This is a genomic window from Desulfovibrio sp. (assembly GCF_018379785.1).
In the GTDB taxonomy this organism is placed as follows: domain Bacteria; phylum Desulfobacterota; class Desulfovibrionia; order Desulfovibrionales; family Desulfovibrionaceae; genus Desulfovibrio.
The window spans coordinates 19,504-40,105 of the sequence record NZ_JAGZUV010000023.1; the positions used below are offsets into that span (position 1 = coordinate 19,504).

At 63.0% G+C, this 20,602-nt stretch carries 12 protein-coding genes; 3 read left to right on the forward strand and 9 right to left on the reverse strand.

Annotated features, from left to right (window positions below):
• Positions 1 to 16: 16 nt before the first annotated feature.
• From KH208_RS06900 to KH208_RS06925, 6 genes are all read right to left on the reverse strand, one after another.
• Entirely contained in the window at positions 17 to 514 is a 498-nt protein-coding gene (locus tag KH208_RS06900) for a metal-dependent hydrolase (RefSeq protein WP_291435000.1), read from the reverse strand.
• Positions 515 to 578: 64 nt separating this feature from the next.
• Positions 579 to 1,355, reverse strand: coding sequence for a subclass B1 metallo-beta-lactamase (gene bla / locus KH208_RS06905; RefSeq protein ID WP_291435001.1), 777 nt, complete (start codon positions 1,353 to 1,355; stop codon positions 579 to 581).
• Between the two features lie 164 nt (positions 1,356 to 1,519).
• Positions 1,520 to 3,805: a vitamin B12-dependent ribonucleotide reductase gene (locus tag KH208_RS06910; protein WP_291435017.1), complete on the reverse strand. Its 2,286-nt coding sequence runs from the start codon at positions 3,803 to 3,805 to the stop codon at positions 1,520 to 1,522.
• A gap of 193 nt (positions 3,806 to 3,998) precedes the next feature.
• Positions 3,999 to 5,321, reverse strand: coding sequence for a small ribosomal subunit Rsm22 family protein (locus KH208_RS06915; protein ID WP_291435003.1), 1,323 nt, complete (start codon positions 5,319 to 5,321; stop codon positions 3,999 to 4,001).
• Between the two features lie 222 nt (positions 5,322 to 5,543).
• Positions 5,544 to 7,193, reverse strand: coding sequence for an ASKHA domain-containing protein (locus KH208_RS06920; RefSeq protein ID WP_291435005.1), 1,650 nt, complete (start codon positions 7,191 to 7,193; stop codon positions 5,544 to 5,546).
• A gap of 51 nt (positions 7,194 to 7,244) precedes the next feature.
• On the reverse strand, positions 7,245 to 9,578 hold the full coding sequence (locus tag KH208_RS06925; RefSeq protein ID WP_291435007.1) for a methyl-accepting chemotaxis protein: 2,334 nt from the start codon (positions 9,576 to 9,578) through the stop codon (positions 7,245 to 7,247).
• A 712-nt stretch (positions 9,579 to 10,290) separates the two neighbouring features.
• On the opposite strand from KH208_RS06925, the gene fliM reads away from it, so the two are divergent.
• Positions 10,291 to 11,271 (forward strand): flagellar motor switch protein FliM, encoded by a 981-nt coding sequence (gene fliM, locus KH208_RS06930; protein ID WP_291435008.1) that lies wholly within the window; start codon positions 10,291 to 10,293, stop codon positions 11,269 to 11,271.
• A 54-nt stretch (positions 11,272 to 11,325) separates the two neighbouring features.
• Here fliM and KH208_RS06935 read toward each other — a convergent pair whose 3' ends face one another.
• Both KH208_RS06935 and KH208_RS06940 read right to left on the reverse strand, forming a co-directional pair.
• Entirely contained in the window at positions 11,326 to 15,540 is a 4,215-nt protein-coding gene (locus tag KH208_RS06935) for an acyl-CoA dehydratase activase-related protein (RefSeq protein WP_291435009.1), read from the reverse strand.
• 424 nt (positions 15,541 to 15,964) lie between these two features.
• Positions 15,965 to 16,732 carry a methyltransferase domain-containing protein gene (locus KH208_RS06940; RefSeq protein WP_291435011.1) on the reverse strand — a complete coding sequence of 256 codons (768 nt, stop codon included), beginning with the start codon at positions 16,730 to 16,732 and terminating at the stop codon, positions 15,965 to 15,967.
• A 381-nt stretch (positions 16,733 to 17,113) separates the two neighbouring features.
• Here KH208_RS06940 and KH208_RS06945 point away from each other — a divergent pair, with 381 nt between their 5' ends.
• A complete protein-coding gene (locus KH208_RS06945) occupies positions 17,114 to 18,193 on the forward strand; it encodes an alcohol dehydrogenase (protein ID WP_291435012.1) in 1,080 nt (359 codons plus the stop codon).
• Between the two features lie 30 nt (positions 18,194 to 18,223).
• Complete coding sequence (locus KH208_RS06950) at positions 18,224 to 20,056, forward strand: LTA synthase family protein (RefSeq protein ID WP_291435013.1); 1,833 nt, start codon at positions 18,224 to 18,226, stop codon at positions 20,054 to 20,056.
• A gap of 7 nt (positions 20,057 to 20,063) precedes the next feature.
• Here KH208_RS06950 and KH208_RS06955 read toward each other — a convergent pair whose 3' ends face one another.
• Positions 20,064 to 20,387 carry a hypothetical protein gene (locus tag KH208_RS06955; RefSeq protein WP_291435014.1) on the reverse strand — a complete coding sequence of 108 codons (324 nt, stop codon included), beginning with the start codon at positions 20,385 to 20,387 and terminating at the stop codon, positions 20,064 to 20,066.
• Positions 20,388 to 20,602: the final 215 nt, after the last annotated feature.

A 20,602-nucleotide genomic window follows, 5' to 3' on the forward strand; every position in this document is an offset into this window, starting at 1 on the left:
TTAGGGCCTGTTGACACTAAAACAGCGCGCCGTGCCCCAGCCTTCGCACCAGATGCAGCAGATCCCGGCCCATGAAAAACCAGACCGCCAGCGCAACGGCCGCCAGAAAGCAGTATTCGCCCAGACTTCCCGTGGCGCAGAGCTTGAGGGAAAAACGCCCCTTGCGCGAAAAGGGCTGCAAGGGCACGCCCTGAGGCGTGAGCATGTCCAGGGCCACATGGGAAAGGCCGCCGAAAGCCAGCCCGGTGAGCGCGGCCCGTCCCAGCGGCGGCAGATGCCAGAACAGGGCCGCCAGAAACAGGGCCAGCCACCAGCCGAACCAATGCGTCGCGCCCCGGTGGATGCGGTTGAAGACTTTTTGGCGGCCGCGCCGCGTGGGAGCCAGTCCGGCCAGGCGCTGGTCCAGCACGTCGGGCAGCACCGCGCCCACGCAGGCCGCCAGCACGCCCGCGGGCGGCAAATGAAGGGCCAGGGCCGCGCCCACGGCCGCCGCCTGATGGGTGATCCATTTCATGCGCTGTCCCGTACGCCGCAGCATTTTGCGTTTGAAATGTTACACATTTCAAATCCGGATTGCTCTATTGTGCTCCGTCCGCCCGCAGGGCCAGATCGCGCGTATGCCGCAACAGCTCCAGGCCGCCGGGCTGTCCGTGGCCGGGCACCACAATACGGGCAGCGGGAAAGGCGGCCAGGGCCTTTTCCATGGTGCCCGGCCAGGCCCGCACATCAGCGTCCTCCGTATTGCCCAGATTGACGGCCTTGGCGTCCTTTGCCATGCAGCCCGGAAAAAGCAATTCTTCAGCGGGAATCCAGACAAAGATGCCGTCCGTGGAATGGCCGCCGCCCAGGTAGACGCAACGCACGTCCAGGTCATGCAATTTAAGCGTCCGCTCGCTCGCGAAGCCGTGCTCCGGCCGTAGCAGGCCCTTTTGTCCGGCAATGGCTATAGTGCCGTCGTAGGCGTAGGTCGGGATGCCCCGGCGATGCGCGGCGGGCAGGCCGCCCATGGCGTCCTTGTGCCAGTGATTGGGCACGCAGGCCGTGACTCTGGCGTGCAGGACATTTTCAATCCAGTCCAGCAGGACTTCGGTCTGAGCTTCGGTCCACGGCGTGTCAAAGAGGAAGGCTTTTCCCCTGTCCACCAGAATCAAACCGTTGGCGGGCACCAGGCCGAACGGCGGCATTTCGTAGCGGGATACGTGCATGTATACCCGCCCGGACAGCCGGACCACGTCCAGATCATCCGCGACACGGGCCGACTCGCCGATTTCCTGCGCCACAGCCTTTGCAGGGGACCAGCAACAGGCAATCAGGGCCAGCACGACTGCCCCCAAAAGACCCCGTACTTGTGTCATCTTTTCCTCCATACCATGCCATATCATAAGACGCTTCCCCGCCGGACGGGGATTTTTGTTCGTTGGCAAGAAAGACAAGCAGCCCGGCGCGGGAACGTAGCCTAACTACGTGACCAAGCCGGGCTGCGCCGTCTGACGCAGTCAGCGGGCAAAAACGTCCGGCGCTAACCGCAGCGGGAAAACCCGCAGGCCGGGCAAATCAGGCAGCCTTCCTGAAAAACCAGAGGCTCGTTGCATTCAGGGCAGCGCTGCGCTTCCAGGTCATTGACCTCCCCGATATGCTCGTCTTTGAGATAGCGCTTTTCCAGAACCCAGGCGATGGCGTCCGGAATGGACAGCAGCAGGCCCTTGCCCCGGAAGACCGGGTGTTCGCCGCCGATGCCCTTGATCTGGGCCACCACGTCGCGCACATGCACGCCCGAGCGCAACGCCAGGGACACCAGGCGGCCGATGGCCTCGGCCTTGGCCGTGATGGAGCGGCCCGACTTGCCGATGGTGGCGAAGACCTCAAAAGGCTCGCCGTCCACCTCGTTGACGGTCAGGTACATGGCGCCCAGGCCGGTCTGCACTTTCTGGGTGAAACCCTGCACGATGTCCGGGCGCTTGCGCACCGCGGCCTGGGCCCGGCCCGTCTGAACGGCGGCCTGGCCGGATGGGGCGGCGGGTTCGCCGTCCATTTTTTTCTGGCCCTCGCCGGTAGCCAGCACCTGGACGCTCTTGCAGCCGTCACGGTACACCGTGACGCCCTTGCAGCCTTCCTTGTAGGCCAGCCAGTAGATGTCGAAAATGTCCTGCTCCGTGGCCGCGTTGGACAGGTTCACGGTCTTGGACACGGCATTGTCCGTATGCCGCTGGAAGGCAGCCTGCATGCGCAAATGCCAGACCGGTTCGATATCCATGGCGGTCACAAAGACCTTGCGCAGTTTGGCCGGCAGAAAGTCCATGCCCTGGATGGAGCCCTTGGCCACCACGCTGTCCATGAGCTCGTGGCTGGCCAGACCGGTGGAGGCCAGCGCGGCCTCGAAATAGGGATTGACCTCCACCAGGCGCTCGCCGTCCAGGATGTTGCGGGTGAAGCAGAGCGCGAAGAGCGGCTCCACGCCGGAGGAGCAGCCCGCAATAATGGAGAGCGTGCCCGTGGGCGCGATGGTGGTCACCGTGGCGTTACGGTAGGGGCCTTTTTTCGCCTTGGCGTAGGTGGAGGCGGGATAGGCCGGGAAGGGCCCGCGCTCCTTGGCGAGTTCGGCCGAGGCCTTGTGCCCCTCCTCCTGCACAAAGCCCATGACCCGCTCGGCCAGAGCAATGCCTTCCTGGGAATTATACGGCACGCCCAGCTCAAAGAGCAGATCCGCGAAGCCCATGACGCCCAGGCCGATCTTGCGGTTTTTGCGCACGGTTTCGGCAATGCGGGGCAGCGGGAACAACGAGGCGTCAATGACGTTGTCCAGAAAACGCACGGAAAGATGCACCACGCGCCTGAGCTCCGCCCAGTCGATGCCCTCGCGGGCCGGGTCGGCGTCGTCATTATGGCCGGGCAGATAGAAGCAGGAAAGATTGATGGAACCCAGATTGCAGGCCTCAAAAGGCAGCAGGGGCTGCTCGCCGCAAGGATTGGTGGATTCGATCTCGCCCTGGTCCGGAGTGGGATTGTCGCGGTTGATGCGGTCCAGGAAGACAATGCCCGGATCGCCGGACTGCCAGGCTTTTTTGACCAGCAGGTCAAAGATGTCGCGGGCGCGCAGGCGGTCCACCACCTCGCCGGTGTTGGGCGCGCGCAGATCGTAGTGCTCGTCCGTTTCCACGGCCTGCATGAAGGCTTCGGTCAGGCCCACGGAGAGATTGAAGTTGTTGAATTCGCCCTCTTTTTCCTTGGCCCGGATGAAATCGAGAATATCCGGATGGTCCACGCGCAGGATGCCCATGTTGGCGCCGCGCCGGGTGCCGCCCTGCTTGATCTGCTCGGTGGCGGTATTGAAAATGCGCAGGAAGGAGACGGGTCCGGAGGCCACGCCGCCGGTGGAACCCACCCGGCTTTCCTTGGGACGCAGGCGCGAGAAGGAAAAGCCCGTGCCGCCGCCGGATTTGTGGATCATGGCCGCGTATTTCACGGCGTCGAAAATTTCTTCAATGGAGTCGCCCACAGGCAGCACAAAACAGGCGGAAAGCTGCCCCAGATCCGTGCCCGCGTTCATCAGGGTGGGCGAATTGGGCAGGAACTTCCAGCCGGTCATCAGATCGTAAAAGTCGCGGGCCAGGGCTTCCGGCTCACGGGAGGAGCGCTCGTACTTGCCTTCTTCCGCGGCGATGGCCGAAGCCACGCGCCAGAAGAGGTCGCGCGGAGTTTCCGAGAGTTTGCCGTCCAGGGATTTGCGCAGATAGCGCTTCTGCAGCACCACCTCGGTGTTGGGTTTCAATTGGGGCTGCGGCAGATTTTTGGGCATTGCGATCATCAGAGCATAAACCTTGGGGTAGAAGTTGGACAAGGACACGCCCTGCCTGCGGCAGGGCGCGAACTTTGTTCATATACGCCTGGCGGGGCTGAAAAAAAAGCCTCTGAAAATCCGCATTCCCCGTATAACTTATTGTAATAACAAAGTAATTTTTATGAAAAAGTTCACGGAAAAAGTGCCGGAGCCGCGCCGCTCAAGGCTTTGCGGACAGTTGCGGGCGCGGCCTGCGGACAATGCGAGCCCGGCTTTTGGCATCGCGCGGCGCGTCCGGGTTAAGCCGCACGGGCAGCAGTCCGCCCGAGGCCAGGGCCTCGGCATCTTCCAGCAGCGCCAGCCCGTAAGCCATGCAGGCATAGCGGGCCTTGCCCGCCAGGCCCGGCACCGGGAAAGGCGCGGAAAGCACCCTCGCGGGCAGGCCGGGCCCCCGTCCGGCGGCGGGGGCGTTCGCCGCGTCCGGGCCGAGCAGCAGAGGCGCCAGGGACAGGCCGCTCTTGGGCAGCCCGGCCTCGGTGGAGAGACGCTGCAGCCAGTCCGGCGCATCCCGGCTGTCAAAGGTGAAGTGGCACCAGGTCCGCCCGCCCTGCCCTGACAGCAGGGGACAAGCCGCGTTGTGCGGGCAGGGAGCCAGGGCCGCGAGCCCGCCCTCCAAGGCCAGGGCGCGCAGGCGCATGATGGTATTGCCGCCCAGACGTGTGCCCGGCTCCACAAACAGCAGGGCCGGGGCGGCCTCCGCTCCGCCGGAGCAAGGCTCCCCGCGGCGGAACAGCAGAGGCGCGAAGGCTTCCAGCAGGCCGTCCAGGCGCTCGGCCAGCGGGCCGGACTGCCGGTCCCCATCGGAACCGTCCGGGTCCTCCCCGCCCTCATCCCAGGTCTGCCGTCCGCCGCCAGTCTTGCGGCCCGGCCGCAGCTCATTGAGCACATTGGCCGCCGTGATCAGCCAGGGACGGCACGGCCTTGCCCCGTCACGTCCCGCCAGCAGGGGGGCCGCCTGCCGGGCCATGTTTTCCAGCGGCCCCTGCGCCGTGCGCACGGACCAGGTTTTCCAGCCCAGGCACGCGCCCCAGGCCGCGAACAAGGCCTTGCCCAGTTCCGGCGGACGGGCGGCACTGTCCAGGGCCAGCACCCGCACCGGGGCTTCCCGCCACTCCGGCCGGGCCAGCCAGAGGGCCAGGGGCAGGCTCAGAGGGCCGGAACCAGCGTCAAGCAGCAGGGCCTCGCCGCCCGCCGGGGCCAGAGCACGCGGGTCGGGCAGCGGCAGGGCCGCCAGCAGCCGGGCCAGGCGCAGCAGATTCCAGGGCAGAAAATAATAGAGATAGGCGCTGACAAAAGCCGGGGAACTCCAATAGGGATGCCGCAGATCCCGGCGTTCCGTGGTCAGCAGACGCGACAGAGCGGCCACGTCCTCGGGCAGGGAGCGGCGGTGCGCGGCGTTCAGGGGCCAAATCTTGTGCAGAGCCTCGGGCAGGCGTTCCAGAGCGTTGCGCGCGTCCGCGTCCAGGGGCGGGAAGAGCGGCACGGCCTGAGGCCAGGGAGACGGCGGCAGCGGGCGGCCTGGCGTTGCGCGCTCCGTACATACAGGGCGCGGCCCGTTCGGCGCGGTCCTTCCGGAATGCCGGACCTCGGAATGTTTTTCGGCACGCGCGGCGGGCTCACGGCGCTCCTTGCGAGGCGCGCGGGGCGCGGCATCCGCTTTGTTTTTGCCGGATCGGGAGGACGGGGATGCGGGGCGGCGGGGCATTCAGGCTCCAAAGCGCATATGGCGCAGATAGGCGTGATGAAAATCCGGGTTTTCCACCAGGGGCAGCAGGCGGGCTCCGGCGCAGAGGCGGGCCAGTTCCGCGCCTTTGTCCGGATGCAGGGCCAACAGGGCCGCGCCGTCCAAAGAGGCATTGCCCACGGCCCGGATGCGGGAGCCCAGGCCGGCAGGCACAAAACCCAGTTGTTCCAGATTGTCGGCCCGCATATGCTCGCCCAGCGCACCGGCCAGGCAGAGCGCGGCGAGTTCGCGCGGCGGCACGCGGGCAGCCTGCAGCAGGGCATCCAGAGCCAGAGCAAAGGCGGCCTTGACTTTGAGCAGCTCTTCCACATCGGCGGCGGCCAGCCAGAGACCGCGCGGCAGATGCAGGCGCAGGCGGCCATGCTCTTTTTGCAAGCCAGCGGCCAGTTTGCGGGCCAGAGGCATGGAAAAACCCGCGCGCCCATCGACAAACAGGCCGGAGGCGTCCAGCAGCCCCACTTGCCGCAGCAGAGCGAGCAAAGAAAGATAGCCGGTGGCGCTGATGCCGCGCGCGGGGCCGCATGCTCCGTCCGGCGCATGTGCCGTCAGTCCCGCCGGAGTCAGGCTGAAATCCGTGACCACGCCGGGCCCGGCCAGTTGCCCGCATTCCGGGCCGATGCCCTCCAGAGCCGGGCCCAGAGGCACGCTGGTCAGCAGGAGATCCCCCCGCGCCGTGACCAGGGCCAATTCGCCGTTGGTGCCCAAGTCCGCCAGCACAAAAGGCCGGGGCGTTCGGGCCTCCAGCAGTGCCGCCAGGCCCGCGCTCACGTCGCCGCCCACAAAGGGGGCGGGCAGCGGCGGGATATAGACAGGCGGCAGGCCCGGCGGATGCGCGGTTTCGTGCCCGGCGTGGGCCACGCGGTAGGGCGCGGCGCAGAGACCTTCCACCTCGCGGTCCAGAAAAATGTCGGTCATGGCCGTATTGGCCGCCAGGCAGATGCGGACCACCGTGTTGCCCGAAGCATGCAGGCCGTCCACAATGCGGCGCAACGCGGCGCGGGCCAATCCGGCCAGACGGGCGCGGCCTTTTGGCTCGCGGGCCACGGCCAGACGGGATATGACATCCGCTCCGGCCCCGGCCTGGGGATTGAGAAAGTGTCCCTGGGCAACAGCCGCGCCGGAATCCGTCTCCAGAGCCCGCCAGTGCACGGACGTGGTGCCCAGATCAACGGCCAGCGCCAGTTCCCGCCCTGCCTCCGCGCCCAGGGCGCTCTCCGGCGAAATCTCGCCAACTTCCGCCGTGAAATCCTCCGGCGGCAGTTCCAGCGCCAGCATGCTGTCCGGCTCGGAATCAGGCCCGGCAGCGGACGCAGCTGGAACCTGGCGGCGACAAGCCAGCCGCCAGCCCGCTTCCAGCTCCCGCGCTGAAAAAACCGCTTCCTCGGCGGGCAAGGGCAAGGGCGCATCCCGAGGGAAACGCAGGCGGCAACGGCCGCAACGGCCCAGCCCGCCGCAGAGCGGCAAGGGCCGCAGCCTCCCGGAAAGCCAGAGGGCCCGGGAAAGACTTTCCCCGGCCGGGGCTTCAATGTCCACGCACGGCGCGGGATTTTGCGGGGCCGTCGTACCGCTGACGGCGGCACCCTCCGCAGCGGGAGAAAGGCGCAATTTCATGCCGCCTACCCTGCCCCAAGGCCGCGGCAATGGCAAGCCGCGCGGGCGCTCTCAGGCCCTGTTGCCGCCCACGGCCCTGGTCATGGCCTCCAGATCGCCTTCCACGGGCCGGGCAAAGGCCAGACCCGCCTGCGGGCCGTCCGCCCACATGACCCGGGCTTCCCGCCCGGCAAAGACCACGTCAAAGGGACCGGCCTCCGCGTGCAGGGCAATCATCTCCCCACCCTCCAGTCCGGCGGGAGTGTTAAAACAGAGGCGCGCGCCCGAACGGCTCACGTCCAGCAGCACGGCCTCAATCTTCCGGCCTCTGAAGGAAACATGCATGTTGCAGGGATCACGCAACTGGAAACGGGGCTCCGCGCGGCGCTCGCTGCGCATGCCGTCGATGATCCTTTTCAGTTCGCCGGAAAGCGCGCTCAGATCCCGCACATGCCCGTCGGAAGCCTGCATATTGTCCGTGGTGTCGCGGGCCTTGTCGCTGATGCTCTTGATGCTCTCCAGCATGCGCCCGCCGGCGACGGCCTGCTCTTCCGTGGCTTTGGCGATGCCTGCCACGGTGTCGGCCACCTGCCGCGACACGTCGAGAATGCGGTTCAGCCGCTCCCCGGAGCTGTCGGCCAGCTGCGTGGTCTGGCGGGTCAGTTCGACGGCGCGCTCCGTAGCCGCGCTGCCCGCGTTCACGCCCTGCCGGATGGCCCGCACCGCCGCCGCCACATCAGTGGTGGCCTGCATGGTTTTTTCCGCCAGCTTGCGCACCTCGTCGGCCACCACCGCGAAACCGCGCCCGGCCTCGCCCGCGCGCGCCGCTTCAATGGCCGCGTTGAGCGCCAGCAGATTGGTCTGATCAGCCACGTCGGTGATCAGCTCAAGAATGCGGCCGATGCCCGCGGCATGCGCGCCCAGTTCCTCCATGCCCTCGGCCACGGCGGCGGTCTGTTCGGCCACTCTGGCGATGCAGGCGATGGTTTCGCGCACCACCTCCACGCCGCCCCCGGCCTCTTCCTCCGCGCTTTTGCTGTCGCCGGCGGCCCGACCGGCTCCGGCCGCCACCTCGCTCATGATCTCGACCATGCTGCGAATGCCGTCAGCCGCGGCCAGAGAGGCCCGAGCCTGTTCCTCAGCCATATCGCCGGTAGTGCGCAACTGTCCGCTGAGTTTTTCAAAAGCCCGCGACTGACGGCCCGAAATATCCCGCGCCTCGTCGGCGGACTGGTAGATACGCTCATTCAGAGCCGCGATACGTTCCTGCTGGGCGTGAATATCGGTCAGATCCCGGTGCAGGGTGAAGCAGCCGATCAGCGTGCCGTCCAGATCCCAGAGCGGGGAAACGTCCATGGCCACGCGCTTGGCCTGCCCTTTGAAATTCTCGCGCGTGACTTCGTAATTTAAAATTTCATGCCGCTCTCCCATGACCTGGTCGCAGAGCGTTTCCCGGTGGGGATCAGCGTAAAAAAACTCGCCCGCGTTTCTGCCGAGGTAGTCTTCCGGACTGCCGGAATGCCCCCAGCAGGCCAGCATGGCCCGGTTCACGTAGGTCAGACGGCAATCCACGTCAAAAGCGGCGAACGGCAGGGTGATGCCCCGCATGATGCCCTGGGACATGCCCAGCTTTTCCTTGATATGTCCCACCATAATATTGAAGGCTTCGGCCAGCTGCCCCACTTCATCGGCCTGGCGGATGGGCACGTTGCTGAACTCTCCCTGCGCCACGCGGCCCGCGTGATCCTTCAACCTGGCCAGGGGCGCGGAAATGCCCCGAATCAGCAGCCAGAGCGCCAGGCAGCAGCCCAGCACGGTGAGCGTGCCGAGGCCGATATCCAGCATGGTGGTCATATGGATTTTGGCGCGCAGTTTTTCCACCGTCCCGGCAAAGGACGTATTGATCTCGCCCCGGGCCTCGGTAAGAATTTCCTGCACCTGCTTGAGCAGCGGCATGGTGACGTCTTCAAACAGACGGCGGGCCTGAGCGCTGTCGCCGCGTTCCATGGCGGCTTTGAGCCGTACGGCGGAATCATGCAGGGCCAGATGCGCGGTCTCGAGCTTCTGAAAAAGCGGCTCCAGCGCGGGCAGTTCCCGCTCCAGCCCCGCTTTGCCGGAACCATAGAACCAGCGGCCGAATGCGCACTTATGCCCGTCCAGCGAGGCGTCCAAGGGGGTCTCGCCGTTGTCGAGCAGATACGTCTGCACGCGGGACGCCCACTGCAAATGGGCCACTTCAGCGGCCAGAAGCATGGTGTCCTGCCGGGGGCGGCTCAAGATGTCGGCCTCGCCCCCGATCAGCCGCAATTCCCGGATATTGAGCAGCATGAAGGCCAGGACAACGAGCATGCCCAGCAGAAAAATGGCGACCAGTTTCTTTTTTATGGAAATGTCGCTCAAACGCATGACGGCCTCCCGTGTTTCCCCGTCGTGCCGCCGTCAGCACATCAACGGCGCATCCCTTTCCCGGGGCGGGTCTGTTGTCGGTTCACGGGCTCGTTCAGACGGACAGCGGCAAGCCCATGCCAGAACTCCGGCTGAGCTTTGTCATTAGTGCCGGTGCCTGACACGCGAAAGCCTTCCCTGAGAAAGCGGACCACAGTTCACATGGAATTTTTCCCCAAAAAACTCCGGGAAAAACTAAAAAGAACAACGGACAACAGCCGTTGATAAGCCAAACGCCATACCGGCAGCACCGGGCATGGCGAAGGATACGGCAAGTTCTCCGAATTCAGCTTCAATATAACGGACTTTTTAAACATAGCTTGCCTCTGGAAAAAAGGCAACGGGGATATCTTACAAATGCACTACACTTTACTACCGTATACTGTACGTTGAATTCTTTTTTATGTAATCTTGTTTTTACAATTTCCGCCAGGCTTCGCATAGCCTGTTTCATATGACATCATGCATATTATGCAGATATAAAAATCCGTCCCGCCAAGACAAGACAGCGGAACGCCGGGATCGTCAGACTTCCGACGACAGTTCCACGCCGTTCTTTGCTCCGGCGCGGGCGGGCCTGTCGCGCGAAGCCCGGCGGCGGTCTTGTCAATCTGGCCTTTTTTTTGCATCCTGCTTTGCGAACAGGTACATCAGCAGGAGTTTCGAGGTCCGTATGAATAAAGTTCTGGCGCAAGACGAAGTGGATGCCCTGCTGCGCGGGCTTTCCGGCGGCGAGATCGAAAGCGAACCGGAAGTGCCGGAAGACGATTCCGGCATTGTGGCCTTTGATCTCGCCAATCAGGACCGTATCATCCGCGGCCGCATGCCGGTGCTGGAAATCGTCAACGACCGTTTCGCCCGGCTCTGCACCAATGCCCTGTCCAACGCCGTGCGCAAACGCGTGGAGCTGAACCCCATTTCCATCGACATGACCAAGTTCGGGGAATTCATGCGTTCCCTGCCCGTGCCCACGTCCATCAACATCTTCAAGATGGACCCCTTGCGCGGCAATGCCATCATGGTGGTGGACTCGCGCCTGGTTTTCGCCCTGGTGGAAAACGTCTTCGGCGGCGCCGGCACCCAGCCCAAGATCGAAGGCCGCGAATTCACGCGCATCGAACAGGCCGTGGTGGACAAAATCGTCAAGATCGCCCTGGACAATATGGAGGAATCCTGGCGGCCCGTGCACGACGTCAAACTGGAACTGGTGCGCAGCGAGATCAACCCCCAGTTCGCGGCCATCGTGCCGCCCAGCGACGTGGTGGTGGTCATCACCTTTGAGGTGGAGCTGGACACGGCCCTGGGCTCCATGATCATCTGCCTGCCCTACGCCACCATTGAGCCCATCCGCTCCAAGCTGCACGCCAGCTTCCAGACCGAACGCCTGGAAGTGGACCACGCCTGGGTGGCGCGCCTCAAGGAACGGCTCATGGAAACCCCGGTGGAGCTCAAGGTGCATTACGGCAGCACCACCATCACCGGCAATCAGCTCCTGCGCATGCAGGTGGGCGACGTGCTGGTGCTGGACACCGACGTGGAGGACCTGCTCACCTGCACGGTGGCCGGTGTGGGCAAGTACCAGGGCATCGCGGGCACGGTCAAAGCCATGAAAGCCTTCCAGATCATCAAGGAAAACGAGCCGCAATATACATAAAATGGATTTTCCGGCCGAAAGAACACGCCTTCCGGAACCACCGCCCGCGCCCCCTCACTTCAGCTGGCCGGAGCGCATCATCAGCTTGATCCGGTTGATCTGATTCACTTCGCTCGTGCCCGGATCATAATCCAGGGCAATGATGTTGGCCTCGGGATAGCGCCGTTTCAGTTCCTTGAGCAGGCCTTTGCCCGTAATGTGGTTGGGCAGGCAGCCGAAAGGCTGCATGCAGAGAATATTGTTGACCCCCGCCTCCAGCATCCGGACCATCTCCGCGCCCAGCAGCCAGCCTTCGCCGGTCTGATGCCCCAGGGAAATCAGATCCTTGGTTTTTTTCCGCAGTTCGTGAAAACGCACCGGCGTGCTGAAACGCTTGCTGTGCCGGAAGCCGATGCGCATGCCCAGCCGGGTGAGCTCCAGAAAGGCGATTCCGGCCAGGGCCGCGCGGGAATCCTTTTTGGAACCCGCCAAATGTTTGTAATTGAAGACGTGGTCATAGAAGTTGTAGAGGACAAAATCCATAAGGTCCGTGACCACCGCCTCGCCGCCCTCCTCTTCCACGATTCCGGCGGCATTGTTGTTGGCGTCCGGATGGTATTTGAGCAGGATTTCGCCCACCAGACCCACGCGCGGCTTGCGCTCCCCGGTCAGCAGGGGCAGACGGTCAAACTCCCGGATCATGGAAAGCATGTTCAGCTCAAAACGCGGAATGTTTCCGGAGACGATGTTTTTCCTTGCTTTCTCCGCCCAGAGCGCGGCCAGGGCTTCCGCACTGCCCGCCTCCCTTTCGTAGGGCCGCACCCGGTGGATCATGCGCAGCAGCGCGTCGCCGTAGTGCCCGGCCATGATCATCCGGCGCAGCATCTTGCCCGTCAGCCTGATGCCCGGAGCATCCGCCTGGATATTGGTGGAAAAGGAAACAATGGGGATATGCTCCAGACCGGCGTCCAGCAGAGCTTTGCGCAGAAAACCGATGTAATTGGTGGCCCGGCAGCCGCCGCCGGTCTGCGAGATCACCAGCGCCACCTTGTCCGGATCATAGGCGCCGCTTTTGACCGCGGCCAGCAACTGTCCCACCACAACGATGGCCGGAAAGCAGGCGTCATTGTTCACATGGCGCAGCCCCAGCTCGATGGCCGCCCTGTCCACATGGGACAACTGCACGGCCCGGTAGCCTTCGGAGGCGAATACCGCTTCCGCGAACTGGAAATGCAGGGGGGACATCTGGGGCACCAGCAAGGTATGCGTTTCGCGCATGTTCCTGGTAAAGACCGGCGGCGGCCCGCTCGGCATCACGGCGCGGCAGGCCCGCTTTTCCCGGCGCTCGCGCATGGCCGCCAGCAGCGAACGGATACGGATGCGCGCCGGGCCGAGGTTGGCGCCCTCGTCGATCTTGATCTGGGCGTACAGACGACCCCGCAGGGTGACGATTTCTTCCAGCTGGTCCGAGGTGATGGCGTCCAGACCACAGCCGAACGACACCAGTTGCAACACGGCCAGATTGTCCACCGTGGCCGCATACGCCCCGGCCCGGTACAGACGCGAATGATAGGCCCACTGGTCCACCACCCGCAACGGGCCGGGATCCGGCATCAGATGCGCCACGGAATCCTCGGTCAACACGGCCAGACCGCAGGATGTCACCAGATCGGCCACGCCGTGATGCACCTCCGGGTCCGTATGGTAGGGATGCCCGGCCAGAACGATCCCCATCTTGCCCGCAGCCGTCAGCTCGGCCAGGGCGGCCTCGCCCGCCTCGCGCATTTCCCGGTGGAAATTGTCCATCTCCCCAAAGCCCGCGCGCACGGCCTCTTCCAGTTCGGCCAGGGGAATGCCCGAAAAGAAGGGAATGTCGCGCATGCGCCTGGCAAGCACCTTTCTGTCCAGAGGCAGAAACTGATGGATAAAGGTGATGCCGCGCTCCTCAAGAGCGCTGATATTGCGAGCCAACAGCTCAGGATAGCCGATGACCACCGGACAGTTGAAGGTGCCGGCATCGGATCCGGCGCTTTTCTGCTCGTGCGGCAGGCAGGGAAAAAAGATGGTGGTGAGCCCTTGCTCCACCAGGTCCAGGACATGGCCGTGCGAGAGTTTCGCCGGGTAACAGACGGTCTGCGAGGGAATCGTGTCATAGCCGCCGTAATATATTTCCTTGGACGACGGAGAGGAGAGAACCACCCGAAAGCCCAGCCTGGTAAACAAGGTGAACCAGAGCGGATAGTTTTCAAAAATGTTCAGCGCGCGGGGAATGCCGATGGAGCCGCGCCAAGCCTCCCGCGCTGCCAGCGGCGTATAGGGCTCGAACAGGCGCTTGTACTTGTGGGCATAAAGGTTGGGGCAGCGCGAGGGTTCCGTTTCCGCGCCGCGCTCGCAGCGGTTGCCGGAGATGAAGCGCCGCTTGTCCGCAAAGGTGGTGATGGTCAGCAGGCAGGCGTTGGTACAGCGCCGGCAGCGGGTCGTGGCCGTGCGCACGGAAAAAGCCTTGAGTTCTTCCGGGCCGATCAGGCCGGTTTTCTCGCCCAGCGGCCCACGCCTTTTGGCGATCAGGGCCGCGCCGAAAGCGCCCATCAGCCCGGAGATGGAGGGCCGCTTGACCGGCCGCCCCAGCTCCAGCTCCAGGGCCCGCAGCAGAGCGTCGTTGGCGAAAGCGCCGCCCTGGGCGACCAGGTATTCGCCCAATTCGGCCACATTGGCGATCTTCATCACTTTGAAGCAGGCATTGCGCACCACGGCGTAGGAAAGACCCGCCGCGATGTCGCCTATTTTCGCCCCTTCTTTCTGGGCCTGCTTGACCTTGGAATTCATGAACACCGTGCAACGGGTTCCCAGATCCACGGGCGATCCGGCATACAGCGCCTCATTCACAAAGTCCGCCAGCGGCATGTTCAGGGACTCCGCGAAATTCTCGATAAAAGAACCGCATCCGGCCGAGCAGGCCTCATTGAGGTTGATCCTGTCGATGACGCCGTTGCGGATGCGCATGCATTTGATGTCCTGCCCGCCGATATCCAGAATGAACGAGACGCGCGGCTCGAAAAAAGCGGCCGCCGTGAAATGCGCCACGGTCTCCACCTCATCGATGTCCAGGCGCAACGCCGCCGTCAACAGGGCGCTGCCGTAGCCTGTGGCCGCCGCCGCCCTGATGGCCAGATCCGGATGCTTGCGGGCGTAAATGTCCCTGAGCACGCCGAGAGCCGCGGTCAGAGGGTCGCCCTTGTTGGAATCATAAAAGGAATAGAGCAGATTGCCGTCGGCATCCAGCAAGGCGGCCTTGATGGTGGTGGAGCCGCAGTCAAAGCCCAGCCAGGCGTCGCCCACAGCGCTTTCCAGATCCCGCCGCGTTACCCGGCTTCCGGCATGTCTCGCGGTAAAGGCCCGTTGCTCCGCCTCGGAAGCGAACAGGGGCGGCAGCCTGCCGTAAGTCCGCGGCGCGCTGCGTTTTTCCAGTACGGTCAGGCAGTCCTGAAAAGACATTTCCCGCGGGGCCATGCTCAGCGCATGGCAGGCCGCGCCGAGGGCCACAAAAAAATGTCCGTCATCCGGGAAGACAGCCTCGGTCATGTCCTTAAGCATGGCCGTGAAGCGTTCCCGCAATGAGTGCAAAAAAACCAACGGGCCGCCGAGAAAAACGACCTTGCCCTTGATGGCCCTGCCGCGCGCCAGGCCGCCGATGGTCTGGTTGACCACCGCCTGCATGATGGAGGCGGCAATGTCTTCGCGCGCGCAGCCCTCGTTGAGCAGGGGAAGGATATCGGTTTTAGCGAAAACCCCGCAGCGCGAGGCAATGGGATAGACAGTCGCGCAGTTCCGGGCCAGCCGGTCCAGACCGGCGGCGTCCGTGCCGATGAAGGCCGCCATCTGGTCGATAAACGCGCCCGTGCCTCCGGCGCAGGTTTCATTCATGCGCTGCTCAAGGCCGCCGGTCAGAAAGGTCAGCTTGGCGTCCTCGCCGCCCAGCTCGATAATCGCGTCGGCATCGGGAATTTTTTTTCTGATGGCCAGATTTGAGGCCAGCACTTCCTGAATGAAGGGCAGGCCCAACTCATCGGCCAGGGAAATGCCGCCGGAACCGGTGATGCTCATGCGGCAGGCCGTGTCGCCTCCGAAAGCCGCGACCTCGCGCACAAGGCGCGCCGCGCATTCCCTGACCTCGGAATAGTGCCGCGTGTATTTGCTGAAAAGAATGTTCTCCGCCGGGTCCATGACAACCGTTTTAACGGTGGTGGAGCCGATATCGAGACCGACATGGTATATTGCTGGAGGCTGCATGGAGCGCTCAGACCTGACCTTTCATATGTATATAGTATATATTTAGATAGCGACAGGCAATATTTTATGCACTATCAATTCAAAAATAAAGGTATTCATATAGGGGGAAAACTGCCGGAGTGTTGCCCGGCACAAGCCGGCAAAATCGACAAGACGACTCAAGCCCGCGCCGAAACATGAACACGCGCTGCAATGGAAGGGGAGGATCAGTCACAGCTCTGGCAATGCGAATCACGGGTCAGGCATCAGGACCGCCGCCACAGACGGTCAACGGCGATCTGGGGCCATGCAGGTTACAGGGAAGCGCGACAGGGTAACATGCCGCGCGGGCCGCGCAACAATAAAACAGAAACGCTTTAAAACTGTCGGCAACAGTCGCGCATTTTCAAGGTGAACATGCCCTCGCCTGTCCACACTCCGTCCGCTACTGTCCCCGGATCCAGTAGGTTTCAAAACCGTCTTCCAGCCAGCCGTCCTCCACATTGCTGAAACCCGCCTGCTTGAAAAGCTGGCGGTACTCGTCGCGGGTGCGCCGCCAGCCCCAGAACTGCTGGCGACGGATGCCCAGATAATGCAGGATGCCTCGGATGACGATCTTGATGGCATTGACGAAGCTGCCGATAAAGGAATCCTCTTCCAGCAGCGAGGCGGACAGGCAGACCAGTTCGCCGCCGGGCGCCAGTTGGGCGCGCAGTTCCTCCAGCAGGTGGGTGAGTTCGCGGGAGGGAATGCCGTAATCCACCGTGGAAAGATAGATCATGTCATACTGCACGTCCGGGGGCAGACAGGCCGGGGGCAGACCGATGTAGATACGCTCCGCCGGAATCTGCCGTCTGAGCCACTTCATGCCCACGGTGCTGGGTTCGTTGACGTGCAACTCCAGTTCGGGCATTTCCTCCAGGAGTTCTTTTTCCATATAGCCCACGCCGCTGCCGATGGAGAGCACGCGCAACGGCCCGGCCCGGCCCGGCTCCTGGGCCAGCTTGGCGTGCAACTGCCCGGCCAGCCAGCGGGCGTCCTTGCGCTTGTTGGCGCGCCAGACCGAGGGCAGGTCGTCCCAATCCTTGTAGCGGCGGAACAACTCCTCATAAAAAGTGGCGTAGAACTTGGGCTCCGCCAGATGGAAAAACGAAATGTGCGAGAACGCCGTGAACGGTATTCCCTGCCAGCTTTCCTGATAAAAACGCCGCACTCTTACGCCTCCCGGATCAGAAGAACAACGCGCAAAGACACGAGTCTCCGGCGGTTGCCCGACATAGGACACTATAGCCCAACCTTCGGCGCGGCGCAATGTCCCTGCGTGCTGCGGCGGACTTCCGGCCTTTACCGCGCGCCCGCCTTCCGGCATGCTGTCCCTCACAGCAGATTTGCGTTAAAAATTCATGTTCAAAGTTGTGACGCCGCCCCCCGGCCTGTTGTTGCTGTCGTCATCCGTAGCGCTGCTGTCCTGATCCATAATGGGGCCGCCGCGCAACGAGAGCGTTTTCTTAAATTCCGGGCGCGCGCCTGCGAGAGCCGTTGACGGGTATTTATCCATTTTTAATGTGAACATGCTCTACTAACGAGGATTGTCATGAACGGCACAATGACGGCACTGGCTTGGCGCGGCACGGGCGCGCTGCGCCTGGAAAAACGTCCCCTCCCCCGCATTCTGGACCCGCGCGACGCCATTGTGCGGGTGACACTGTCCAGCATCTGCGCCAGCGATCTGCATATCCGCGACGGCGCGGTGCCGCGCGCCCGGCCCGGCGTCATTCTGGGCCACGAATTTGTGGGCGAGGTGGTCGAGATCGGCCCCGAGGTGCGCAAAGTCCGGCCCGGCATGCGGGTAGCGGCCAATGTGGAAACCTTCTGTGGCTCCTGTTTCTTCTGCCGTCACGATTATGTGAACAACTGCGAGCAGGGCGGCTGGGAACTGGGCTGCCGCATTGACGGCTGCCAGACCGAATATGTGCGCGTGCCCTTTGCGGACAACGGCCTCAACCCCATCCCTGCGGACCTGACCGACGAGGAGGTCATTTTTGTGGGCGACGTGCTCTCCAGCGGTTATTTCGGCGCGGAACTGGCCGAGATCCGCCCCGGCGACACGGTGGCCGTGCTCGGAGCCGGACCCGTGGGCCTCTGCGCCATGGCCTGCGCCCGCCTGTTCGGCGCGGGGCGGATCATTGCCGTGGATCTGCTGGAAAGCCGTTTGTGTCTGGCCAGAGCCCGGGGCTGGGCCGACGATGCGATCAACGCCGCCGGGGAAGATGTGGAAGCCCGCGTGCGCGAACTCAGCGCGGGCAAAGGCGCGGATGCCGTGATCGAAGCCGCCGGGGGCGGAGACACCTTTCAGACGACCTGGAAAATCGCCCGGCCCCACGCCTGTGTGGCCGTGGTAGCCATGTATGCCGAGGCCCAGAGCCTGCCCTTGCACCGGATGTACGGCAAAAACCTCATTTTCAAGACCGGCGGGGTGGATGCCGTGCACTGCGACCGTCTGATCCGGCTTATCGCCGAGGGCAGGCTGGACATGCGCCCCCTGATTACCCACCGGTTGCCCCTGGAGCGCATCCTGGAAGGCTATGACATTTTTGAGCGCAAGAGCGGCAACTGCATCAAATGCGTGGTCACGCCCGCAACAGCGGAACAGGTGTTTAATCCCCCTGAGTAAGGGCATAAGCCAACTTAGGAAGATAAATTTATGGAAATAAACAGGCTTGACTCTGGGGTTTGCAAGGGGGGCTGTGATGCAGAGAGAGAGAGAGAGAGAGAGAGAGAGAGAGAGAGAGAGAGAGAGAGAGAGAGACCGGACCGATATCCGCTCTGTCTGGCGGCCTGCGTTGCTCTGGTGGCGTGCCTGCGTCTTTGTCTCGCTTTGCTTTTCCCGGAACAGATTCCGCTCGGTTGGAAGATTGAACGGGTTGCCCTGGGCACCCTGCTGGACTGCGGACCATTGTTTGTATTCAGCCTGGCCGCGCTGTTCTGGAAAACGCGGCTGCTGAACATTCTTTCAGCGTTCTGGCTGCTGATTATTCTCGTCTGGAACGCCGCCAATTGTTTTCTCATTCACACGGCGCGGCGGATCATTGATTACGACATTCTGCTGCAGGTGCTGCCGGAGGCGCGGCACGCTCTGGATGCGCTTCCGGAATACGGCATAGTTGTCGTCGTCGCGGGCGCGGCGGGTGCTGCCGCGCTGACCGCCTGGCTGGTCAGAAGCCAGCGGCGCTTTGCTCTGCGGCGGTCCAAGCGCGTTCCGGCGGTGATGTTGCTGCTGCTTATTGCCATGTCCGCGCTGGCCACAGGCTATTACTGCGCCACTCGTTACGACATGGACCGGCGGCGGGGCTGGATGAGCATTCCGGCCTGGAAAAGCGCCTGGGAAATATGGTATGACCGGCAAGAAAGCCGTAGCGCTCCGGTAGGGCCGCCACGCGAAGCCCTGGCCGCCGATAGGCAGGCCATGGCCGCGTTAGGCCTGTTGCGGACAAGTCCTCCTCCGGGACACCCCTTACCTTTCCGCAATATCATTCTTGTGGCTGTGGAAAGCCTGAATCTGGAATTTCTGCACAAGTACAATGGCACTATTCCTGCCGAAGCCACGCCTCATTTTGACGCTCTGGCGGGGCGGGGCCTTGCCTGCCGCAATTTTTACACCAGCGCCGCGCCCACGGCACGCGGCCTGCACGCCCTGCTGGCTTCCCGGCTCAGTTATGACGACGACCAGGGGAGCGCGCCCAATCTGTTCACGTCGTTGGAGCGCGCCGGTTTTACCGGCTACTATCTGAGCGCGGTGTCCGGTCGCTGGGGACACTTCATCGACAGCGGCAGGGCAGCTTTTGCGCGGCGCTACAGTCCGAGCCATATCCGTTTCCGCGAGTATTTTGAAGATAAGGTCGGGGATATCAACGAGAAATGGGGTATTGAGTCCGGCTATCTCTTTGAGGACGCGCTGGAGATCCTGCGATCGCGGCCCGGCGGCAAAAATTTCATCGTTATTTCCACCATAGAAACCCATGCGCCGTATACCACGCCAACGCGGGAAAATGAGGCCTGCGCGCGCATTCCCGCACTGGCCGGAAATACGTTTTTTATCGCTCTGTGCGCGCAGGACAGGGCGCTGGGCCATTTTCTACGCGGGCTGGAACCCTATCTGGACGACACACTGCTGATCATCACGGCTGATCACAGCGCCACGCACGGTGCCAGGTATACACAACGGCCCGACTTTGCGCCGGACCGCATTCCCCTGATTTTTCTTTCACGCCGAGGCGTGCCGGGTCTGGGCGGCAATGGACAGGAAATCACCAGGTATTGCTCGCAAATAGATTTGAGCGTGACGCTGCTGGATTTATTGGGTCTGCCGGTGCCGCCCACATTCATGGGCAACGACATCCGGCTCAAGAATGTGGGTTGCTCCCTGTTGGAACGCAAGACCGTCCGCTTTGTGGATGCGCAGGCAGAGCGGCTGTTCGATCGCAAGGATACAACTTCCGTTATGGGGCGCTGGTTTCAGCTGTATTATCCGCGTTAGAGCAATTTCACTTTGAAATTGCTCTAACGCCGAACACAGTGAGGCGCGCCGCAACGCGGCGTGGATTCCGGCAAAGCGACCGAAGGCGGCCCGAAGGGCTGTCCCTGTTGGCGACAACGGAGCCATACCAGGAACGCGCCATCCCGCCGTAAAGGGAAATCCCCGGCCAGTCATGGCCGGGGATTTCTTCATAACAGCGCTTTTCATTTCGCCGGGAATACAGTTTTTTGTTTTGATGGGCCTGCCCGGGTCGCACAGCGGTCTTGCGGATTTTGATTTCCTCGTCCCGGATCACAATCCGGAGATCCGCTTTTTTTCTGCGGCGGCGCATAACTAATTGCCTCCTTTTGCGGGTTCGCGTCCAAAGCATGTAAGGTTGACTGCGTGAAATGTCAAAAGCCGGCACACGGTTCGCGGGAGTCAGTCTCCCCCTAGCGTTACATTTCTTTAGGGCCTGTTAACGCTATGCCTTTTTGCCCTCCTGCCGCGTCAGATTTCACCTGCTTTTTCGGTCGAGTACCAGAAGAGTACACTCCCTCAAAGCAG

Excerpts from the sequence above, each read along its gene's own strand:
- KH208_RS06910 (WP_291435017.1), bottom strand. The coding sequence starts at position 3,805 with ATGATCGCAATGCCCAAAAATCTGCCGCAGCCCCAATTGAAACCCAAC.
- bla (WP_291435001.1), bottom strand. The coding sequence starts at position 1,355 with ATGACACAAGTACGGGGTCTTTTGGGGGCAGTCGTGCTGGCCCTGATT.
- KH208_RS06935 (WP_291435009.1), bottom strand. The coding sequence starts at position 15,540 with ATGCAGCCTCCAGCAATATACCATGTCGGTCTCGATATCGGCTCCACC.
- KH208_RS06900 (WP_291435000.1), bottom strand. The coding sequence starts at position 514 with ATGAAATGGATCACCCATCAGGCGGCGGCCGTGGGCGCGGCCCTGGCC.
- fliM (WP_291435008.1), top strand. The coding sequence starts at position 10,291 with ATGAATAAAGTTCTGGCGCAAGACGAAGTGGATGCCCTGCTGCGCGGG.
- KH208_RS06950 (WP_291435013.1), top strand. The coding sequence starts at position 18,224 with ATGGAAATAAACAGGCTTGACTCTGGGGTTTGCAAGGGGGGCTGTGAT.
- KH208_RS06945 (WP_291435012.1), top strand. The coding sequence starts at position 17,114 with ATGAACGGCACAATGACGGCACTGGCTTGGCGCGGCACGGGCGCGCTG.
- KH208_RS06920 (WP_291435005.1), bottom strand. The coding sequence starts at position 7,193 with ATGAAATTGCGCCTTTCTCCCGCTGCGGAGGGTGCCGCCGTCAGCGGT.
- KH208_RS06925 (WP_291435007.1), bottom strand. The coding sequence starts at position 9,578 with ATGCGTTTGAGCGACATTTCCATAAAAAAGAAACTGGTCGCCATTTTT.
- KH208_RS06955 (WP_291435014.1), bottom strand. The coding sequence starts at position 20,387 with ATGCGCCGCCGCAGAAAAAAAGCGGATCTCCGGATTGTGATCCGGGAC.